This window comes from Butyrivibrio sp. AE3009 (assembly GCF_000420845.1).
Classification (GTDB): domain Bacteria; phylum Bacillota; class Clostridia; order Lachnospirales; family Lachnospiraceae; genus Butyrivibrio.
Map to the genome: position 1 here is coordinate 1 of NZ_ATVS01000068.1, position 8,704 is coordinate 8,704.

An 8,704-nucleotide genomic window follows, 5' to 3' on the forward strand; every position below is an offset into this window, starting at 1 on the left:
TAACCCGAATAGTACTTGCAACCGTACGCCATTTCCCTCCGCTTTAATCACCTTGCCCCCGCGATTGCAGATAGTAGGCGCAATTCTACTATGCCCCCACCCCTAACATCCGACACTGATTGGATTTTCACGAAGCACCACGGTTAGGTTCAAAGAGCAGAGGACAACAGGCAAGCCCGGGAAGGTAGGGGAGACGGATTGCAGCAGTAAAAAATTTTGTCTTATAACGTTGAGGTGAATTTAAGAGCGCCACAGACGGACAGGCGGGTGACTGTTCTGAACAGGGTGAAAGGAGACCGCCTGGCTGGATGGGGTGCCTTAAATTCCCGATGGGTTATGACAAAATTTTTTGCTGTTGTAAGCCGTTTTTCCTGCCTTCCCGGGCTTGCCTGTTGTCCTCGGGGCTATGGGATATATACGGGTGTTCGGGAAACCAATTAATGTCGGATTGCACTTTCAATTTGGGGGCAAAAATAGTAGAATAAGAATACTATGGATTTATTTGAGTATATGAGAGAAAACAATAAAGAAAAGGAATCTCCGCTTGCCGCCAGGATGCGTCCCAGGACCCTCGACGAGGTCGTTGGGCAGCAGCACATCATCGCCCGGGACAAGCTTCTTTATCGTGCAATCTCAGCCGACAAGCTTAGTTCCATCATATTCTACGGCCCTCCGGGAACAGGAAAGACCACTCTGGCAAAAGTCATCGCCAATTCCACCAAGGCCGAATTTACCCAGATCAATGCCACAATAGCAGGCAAAAAAGATATGGAAGAAGTCGTCAAGAAGGCCAAGGATGACCTTGGTATGTATGGCAAGAGAACCATTCTTTTCATAGATGAGATACACAGATTCAACAAGGGTCAGCAGGACTATCTCCTTCCCTTTGTTGAGGACGGAACTATAATCCTTATCGGCGCTACCACAGAGAATCCTTACTTCGAGGTCAACGGAGCTCTTATTTCCAGGTCAGTCATCTTTGAGCTCAAACCCCTTACTTCAGACGATATCAAGGAACTGCTAAACAGAGCGGTTACAGACAAGGAAAGAGGCATGGGAGCCTACAATGCTGTCCTTGAGGAGGACGCTGCGGATTTCCTGGCAGATCTTGCGGACGGCGATGCAAGGCATGCCCTCAATGCCATAGAACTTGGCATTATGACCACAGAACGAAGCAGTGACGGCCTTATCCATATCACTAAGGAAGTCGCTGAAGAATGCATACAGAAGAAGGTTGCCCGCTATGACAAGGACGGCGACAACCATTACGATACAATATCCGCTTTTATCAAGAGTATGAGAGGTTCCGATCCCGATGCAGCGGTCTACTATCTTGCCCGTATGCTGAATGCCGGCGAGGACCCCAAGTTCATCGTAAGACGAATGATGGTCTGCGCCTCCGAAGATGTCGGCAACGCAGATCCGCAGGCCCTTCAGGTGGCTGTTGCAGCGTCACTTGCTGTTGAGCGCCTCGGTATGCCCGAAGCCAGGATAACTCTTTCACAGGCAGCCAGCTACATAGCTTCTGCGCCCAAGAGTAATGCGGCCATTATTGCCATTGACGAGGCTATGGCAACAGTCAGGGAGACCGGGAATCTCCCGATACCGACTCATCTTCAGGACGCACACTACAAGTCAGCAGCTAAGCTCGGTCATGGCATCGGCTACAAGTATGCCCATGATTATCCTGATCACTACGTGGAGCAGCAGTACCTGCCCTATGAGCTTAACGGCAAGGAATTCTACAGCCCCACCGGCAACGGTTATGAGCTCAAGATCAGGGACCATATGAAGAAACTTAGAAGTCGTCACATTGATGGGGAAGGTAAGTGACGCAGCTTTACTAATATAGCAAGGAACGTTTAAGGTAAATGAAAAAAAAGAAACGCGTATACAGTGGGGGCAGAACCCGTAGAAATAAAAGAACAATGATAATCACAGGCATAGCCGGCGGCGCCGCAGTTGCCTTTGTCCTGGCAATGATCCTGTGGGTGATATTCGGACAGAACACAGGGACAGAGATAGCACAGGAGGACTCATCTCTTTTTGAAGCATCGGTGGAACCATACGTTCCGGAAACCGTTTCGGAGTACATCAATGAAGATATCATAAGTCATATAGTAAGCGGAGGAACCGCCGTATCCAAGGCACTTTCAGAGAGACCCGCAACGGTGGAGATGACTGCGGAGAACAGATCCACCTTTGCCAAGATAAATGACTGCCTCATCGTGGATTCCTCCAAGGTCAAGGTTGATGTGACCAGCGACGGTATTCCCAAGAGTGATGACAAGTATTATTACCTTTTCCAGCAGGCAACCTACGAGGATAATCTCACTGAGGACGCTGAGCCCATCGCCAAGATCTACAAGGGAGACGATACCTCTTTTACCATTAACCTTAATAAGGGTGGATCCGATTCCAGGCTCTTCTCCAAATTTACGGTGGGAGTTAAGCTTGACGGCAAGTACACTGCCATCAGCCACCCCAGATACATCACCAATCCCGGGGCCTGCGCGGGCTACAGCTACGGTGGTATGTCCCACAAGTCCATCAAGGGGCTTCTTCCCGATCCTCTGAGAATCGGAGAGCTTGCTGATCTGGGAGTTGAATATGCAACCTACAACATTCCTTTGTCACATATTCTGACTACTTCAGGCGGAATTGCTTACAGCTACGGCGGAGTAACCTACCATTTCAATGCAGGCATCATTAATAACTACGATGACCTTTTCAGACGTCTTAACAACATGGGAATTGACGTTGCCGCTATCATCCTGAACGATGCCAGCGTATCCGCTTTTCCTGAGATAACACATCCCGACGCAAGGGGCGGTTCTTCGGCGCCTTATAGGATGTTCAACGCCACCAGCGAGAGCGGAGTCAAGGCTCTTGCGGCAGTTGGAAGCTTTCTGGCCAACCGCTATTCAGGATCGGGCCACGGCAATGTCAGCATGTGGATCATTGCTAATGAGGTCAACGCAAGGAAAGAGTACAACTACATGCCCTTCGTTGACGTTAATACCTACACAGCCGCTTTTACCAGGTCCTTCAGAGTTTTCTACAACGCTATAAAAAGTCAGAACTCTGCAGCCAAGGTCTATATTCCAATTGACCAGCGCTGGACCTACAACACTTCCAAAACCGGCGACTATGACGCCAAGGACGTGCTGGACATTTTTGCCGCCCAGCTCAAGGAATACGGCGATATCAACTGGGGCCTTGCTGCTCACCCCTATTCCTTCCCCAATGGCAACACTGCTTTCTGGAATGCGTCCAAGTACGTTACACACGATTATTCAACACCCGTCATTACCATGGACAATATAGAGGTTCTGACCAATTATATGCAGACCGACGCCATGAGGACCGCTGAGGGTAATATGAGATCAATCATCCTGAGCGAGATCGGTTATTCCTCATCCTCCGGTGAAGCGGTTCAGGCAGCGGCTTTTGCCTACGCCTACACCAAGATGGTCAATAACGGACACATCGATGCTCTAATGCTTTCAAGACAGACCGATGCCGGCGACGAGATCGCAGCTCTGGGACTTGCTCTGGGCCTTCAGACCACCGGCGGGCATAAAAAATATATCTGGAATGTCTTTAAATATATTGATACCGACAGACGTGGTGAGGTAGTATCATTTGCGTATGATATTGTAGGTAAAAAATTCTAAAGTGAGGAGCACATTATGACAAACGCAGAAAAAGCACTGAAGTTACACGAAGAGTGGCAGGGTAAGCTGGAGATCAGGTCCAAGGCAGAGGTCAAGTCCAAAGAGGACCTTGCCCTGGCCTATACTCCCGGAGTTGCGGAGCCCTGCAAGCTTATAGCAGAGGATAAGAGCCTTGCTTACAAGTACACCATCAAGCAGAACACCATCGCTGTAGTTTCCGACGGCAGCGCAGTTCTGGGACTTGGAAACATCGGACCCTACGCAGCCATGCCCGTCATGGAGGGTAAGGCCGTTCTCTTCAAGGAATTCGGCGGTGTTAACGCAGTGCCCATCTGCCTTGATACTCAGGATACAGAGGAGATCATCAAAGCCGTAACATATCTTGCTCCCGGCTTTGGCGGCATCAATCTTGAGGATATCTCAGCTCCAAGATGTTTTGAAATAGAGGAAAGACTTAAGGAGAAGCTCGATATTCCCGTTTTCCACGACGACCAGCACGGAACAGCAATCATCGTTCTTGCCGGCGTTATCAACGGCCTCAAAGTGGTTGGCAAAAAGAAAGAGGATTGCAAGGTTATAGTTAACGGCGCAGGCTCAGCCGGAATCGCCATCACAAGGCTCCTTCTCAGATATGGCTTCAAGAATGTAACCCTCTGCGACAAGGTTGGAATCCTTAACAAGAAGACAGAAGGCCTCAACTGGATGCAGGAGAAGATGATGGAAGTTACCAATCCCGACCAGCTCTCAGGAAGCCTGTCCGATGCTCTTAAGGGTGCCGATGTATTTGTCGGCGTATCCGCTCCCGGCATCGTATCTGAGGAGATGGCAGCTTCCATGAACAAGGACGCTATAATGTTTGCAATGGCCAATCCTGTTCCCGAGATCATGCCCGATCTTGCCAGGAAGGCCGGTGTTCGCGTTATCGGAACCGGAAGATCCGACTTCCCTAACCAGGTTAACAACGTTCTTGTATTCCCCGGAATCTTCAAGGGAGCCCTCGAGTGCGGTGCAACCCAGATCACCGAGGAGATGAAGCTCTCCGCTGCAACAGCAGTTGCTTCCCTCGTTCCGGACGAAGAGCTTAATGACGAGAATATCCTTCCCGCAGCCTTCGATCCAAGAGTTGCAGATGTTGTTTCAGCTGCAGTAAAAGAGTGCTATAAGAAGGGCTGCTGATGCCGCCTGTATCAGGAATCTTTTTGATCTGAATGTAGTTATGTTTTAAATGATTTGGAGGCTCTTTTGTGAGTTCACAGTATCTTACGTTATATAAAATGATAGTTCTGTACATGTTAAAACGCTGCGAGGTGTCCCTTAGCAAGTCTCAGATCTACGATTTTATTCTTGAAAAAGAATATACCAATTTCCTGACTCTTCAGGAGGTTTTTGCGGAGTTGGCTTCTTCTGAGCTTATCGTAGAGAAGACCATGGCCAACAGAACTTACCTGGAGCTTACAGCCGAGGGCGAAGAGACCCTGAAGTTTTTCGGGAACAGGATCAATCCTTCCATCAAGCATGAAATTGATGAGTACCTTCGCTCCAACAGCATGAAGCTTCGAAATGAATCCTCTATTCTGGGGGATTACCACAAGACCGGTGACAACGAATACACCGTCAGCCTCATTGCCAAGGAGAACGGCCAGAACCTGATGGATCTTCGGCTCTTAGTTCCTACGGAGGAGATTGCCCAGAGCATCTGCGATAACTGGCAGACCAAGAATCAGGAAGTATATCAGTTCATAATTCAACAACTAATGATGTAAAAAAGCAAGTCTAAAAAACGAATAAAAAAACTAAAAACATCGTTATATCGCCACGCAAATACTTCTATTAGAAAAGTTCCCTTTTTCATTTGAACTTAAGGGAACTTTTTTGGTAACAGGATAAACCCTTCCATCAAGCAGCAGATAGATGCGTATCTGAAGACCAACAGCATGAAGCTGCGCAACTGTCCCCACTATCACATCCAGGCGAAGGAAAAGATTGTAATGAAAAACACTTTATGTCTAAAAAGATGCATTCTGGCTGCAACAATATCTGTTGCAACTTTTTTTATGATAACAACTCCGGCCTATGCTGAAGAAGAGAAAGAAGACCCTTCTCCCATTCACGGAATTTACGTCAGTGCCTATGTGGCAGGAACCAAAAATATGATGGACGATATCATCACCCACATAGATGAAACAGGCATAAATGCAGTGGTTATCGATGTTAAGAGCGATGAAGGCAAAATTGTATTTGACATGGACAGCAAACTGATCGATGACCTGGGGACAGAGGATATTCTGGTAAAAGATATGCCAGGCCTTATCAAGACTCTTCATGACCACGATATCTATGTGATCGCCAGATGTGTTGCCTTCAGAGATCCCTTTATAGATGAAGTTAAGCCGGAGTGGATGCTTAAGACTGCAGCAGGGGATATCTATGAGGACAACAAAGGCTTTAACTGGATCAATCCTCAGAACGCAGAGGCCAAAGAGTATCTTATAGAGGTTGCCCGTGGTTGCCACGCCGCCGGTTTTGACGAAGTTCAGTACGACTATGTGAGATTTCCCACCGGCATCAAAGAGGAAGATATCGGAATGAACGGCTACGGAAGGCGCCATGCCATCGTAAGATTTGTAATGGAAGCCCATAATGCTCTTATGAGAGAGAACATGCCATTTTCCCTGGACGTATTCGGAACGGCCATTAATTCCAAAGCTGACCGAAATATCGTAGGACAGGACTATGCGTGGCTCTCCATGTACTGCGAATACCTATCACCCATGATATACCCTTCACACTATTATGAAGGCTCCATGGGCCTTGATTCCCCCGACCTGTACCCCTACGAAGCAATCGACGGAGCAATGAAATACTCCGAGGCAGAATTAAAGACCGTCAATCCCCGGGGAGACAGAACCCAGGCCGGTGTGCGCCCCTGGCTTCAAGGCTTTACCGCCTCCTATCTCAAGAACTACCGCACCTACGGCGTAGAAGAGGTGAAGGCCCAGATCAAAGCAGTAAATGACAATGGCTCTGATTCCTGGATCATCTGGAATCCAAGCTGCAAGTATCAGTGGGATGCATTTAGGGAGTGAAGGTCGCAAAGTAGAATACTTCGTAATGAGTTTAAAAAAGTGTGGAGGATAATACCTATCTTTGAAAAGAAATAGTTGAAAAGTTGAAAGAGTTGCAGATTGCGTTTCTTTGGATGATGCAATTGGAATGATGGAGAGAGTATGAATAAGCAAGAGATCATTAGTATACTGGATGATTTTCCATATAGCCGCGATGAATATTGGATAATAACCGGAAGTGCCATGGTTCTATACGGAATCCGAGAACAAACCCATGATATAGATATGGGATGCATGTCTAAGATGGCAGATCAACTTGAGGCAGATGGCTACCCTTTTTCTTTAACGGAAAGCGGTAATAGGACGTTCAAAATTGGGGAAAATATAGAGGTATTTGAGAACTGGATCAAAGATACAATTAATGTGGTTGATGACGTTCCGGTAATCTCTATCAAGGGTCTTGTCCTGATGAAACAAGAAATTGGGCGAGACAAGGACAAAAAAGATATCGCACTGATCAAGGAATATCTGGGCACTAAGATTGAACTTGTTGAGAATGTTTTGAAACCGGAAGATTTTGTTAGGCTTAGGGCCACTACAGGCTTTGCAGATATTCCGATTGAGCATGCAAGAAAGGCCCTCAAGAATGGGCTTATAAATGTCTCTGCCTTGAACAATGGAGAACTTATAGGAATGGGAAGACTTGTTGGTGATGGTGCGATGTACTGGTATCTGCAGGAAATAGTGGTTTTGCCTGAATACCAAGGTATGGGCATAGGAACCAAGATAGTTAACTACCTTGTTGAGTATGCTGTAAAGAATTCTTCAACAGGGAAATTTACCACTATCGGAGGTGTTTCTGCCAAAGGGAAGGAAGGCTTTTATCAGAAGCTTGGATTTGAAGTAATTCCTAATGGTATAAGAAAGATGGTAGAAATATAGGATCATGTTCCGGTATATTGTTCCACTTGCTTGGCACGAAAAGAGATTTTTAGAAGAAATCACTTTAAAAAGTCTCTTTTTTATATGCCTTTTTGCATAGTATCATTATAGCTATGACAGCAGTTTACTAGCTTCAAGTAACGGGAGGAGACAATGAAAGTTCTTTTTATTGGAAACAGTCATACATATATGAATGATATGCCCGAGCTAACAAGACGTATGCTCGAGGACTCCACAGGGCAGCCTTGCCTTGTTACTATGTTAGCCTATTCTGGCAGATCTCTTAAATGGCACATGGAAGAGGAGTACTTTTCAGAGCGTTTTAGCATACTTCACGGCGGTTACGACTACTGCGTGATTCAGGAACAAGCCCATCCAATGGGAGATGAGCCGGATACTATAGTAAATGCCGGCAGGATTATAGAATTGTGCAAAAAAGTAGGGACTAAACCGGTCATCTTCGAAACCTGGGCCGAGAAGAGAAAGCCTGAAAACCAGCAAGAAATGAATCGAAGATACAGAGAACTGGCCGCAAGTCAAAATGTACTCCTAGCTCCAATAGGAGAAGTGTGGAGCGCAGCAATGGAGGAACTTTCAGATCTTGGTACAGATCTGTACTTCCGTGATGGCGAGCATGCTTCAGCTGTAGGCGACTATCTTGTAGCAATGGTCCTTACTAGGACAATCACCGGCAAACTTCCATCCGAAAACTTTGTAGAGACATTTGATTTTGTTATTCCGGATAGCAATTATTTTATTCCTGTAAAAGAAAATGTTGAAGACGAGACAGTTACGTTACCTAATGACGTTGTTGAAATAATTAGAAAGTATATAATGGCGCAGTTGGGACGGAGTTAGTAGTCCATTTAATTATATCTCAGTTAAACACTCGTGGAGCGGATTTGTGATAGTATGAGTGTTTGCCGGAACAACTCATTTACAGAAAGACACTTGTTACAGCAATGGTTTATTGTAGGAGTGCCTGAGAAAAGAGGCATGTACACTTGGAAATAGATTGGA

The 8,704-nt window shown here is 46.5% G+C and carries 7 protein-coding genes; all 7 read left to right on the forward strand.

Going from position 1 to position 8,704, the window contains the following annotated elements; all coding sequences use genetic code 11:
• Positions 1-492: 492 nt before the first annotated feature.
• The 7 genes from G588_RS0117780 (at position 493) to G588_RS0117810 (ending at position 8,542) form a co-directional block, all read left to right on the forward strand.
• The gene (locus G588_RS0117780; protein ID WP_022780039.1) at positions 493-1,833 is read left to right on the forward strand and encodes a replication-associated recombination protein A; all 1,341 of its coding nucleotides are present in this window, start codon (positions 493-495) and stop codon (positions 1,831-1,833) included.
• 38 nt (positions 1,834-1,871) lie between these two features.
• Positions 1,872-3,677: a DUF5722 domain-containing protein gene (locus G588_RS20895; RefSeq protein ID WP_155830835.1), complete on the forward strand. Its 1,806-nt coding sequence runs from the start codon at positions 1,872-1,874 to the stop codon at positions 3,675-3,677.
• 15 nt (positions 3,678-3,692) lie between these two features.
• Positions 3,693-4,853 carry an NAD(P)-dependent malic enzyme gene (locus tag G588_RS0117790; RefSeq protein WP_022780041.1) on the forward strand — a complete coding sequence of 387 codons (1,161 nt, stop codon included), beginning with the start codon at positions 3,693-3,695 and terminating at the stop codon, positions 4,851-4,853.
• Between the two features lie 68 nt (positions 4,854-4,921).
• Complete coding sequence (locus G588_RS0117795; RefSeq protein ID WP_022780042.1) at positions 4,922-5,440, forward strand: DUF4364 family protein; 519 nt, start codon at positions 4,922-4,924, stop codon at positions 5,438-5,440.
• A 225-nt stretch (positions 5,441-5,665) separates the two neighbouring features.
• On the forward strand, positions 5,666-6,763 hold the full coding sequence (locus G588_RS20900; protein ID WP_022780043.1) for a putative glycoside hydrolase: 1,098 nt from the start codon (positions 5,666-5,668) through the stop codon (positions 6,761-6,763).
• 141 nt (positions 6,764-6,904) lie between these two features.
• The gene (locus tag G588_RS21890; RefSeq protein WP_022780044.1) at positions 6,905-7,684 is read left to right on the forward strand and encodes a GNAT family N-acetyltransferase; all 780 of its coding nucleotides are present in this window, start codon (positions 6,905-6,907) and stop codon (positions 7,682-7,684) included.
• Positions 7,685-7,837: 153 nt separating this feature from the next.
• Positions 7,838-8,542, forward strand: a complete 705-nt coding sequence (locus G588_RS0117810; RefSeq protein ID WP_022780045.1) for an SGNH/GDSL hydrolase family protein — start codon at positions 7,838-7,840, stop codon at positions 8,540-8,542.
• The last annotated feature ends 162 nt before the right edge of the window (positions 8,543-8,704 follow it).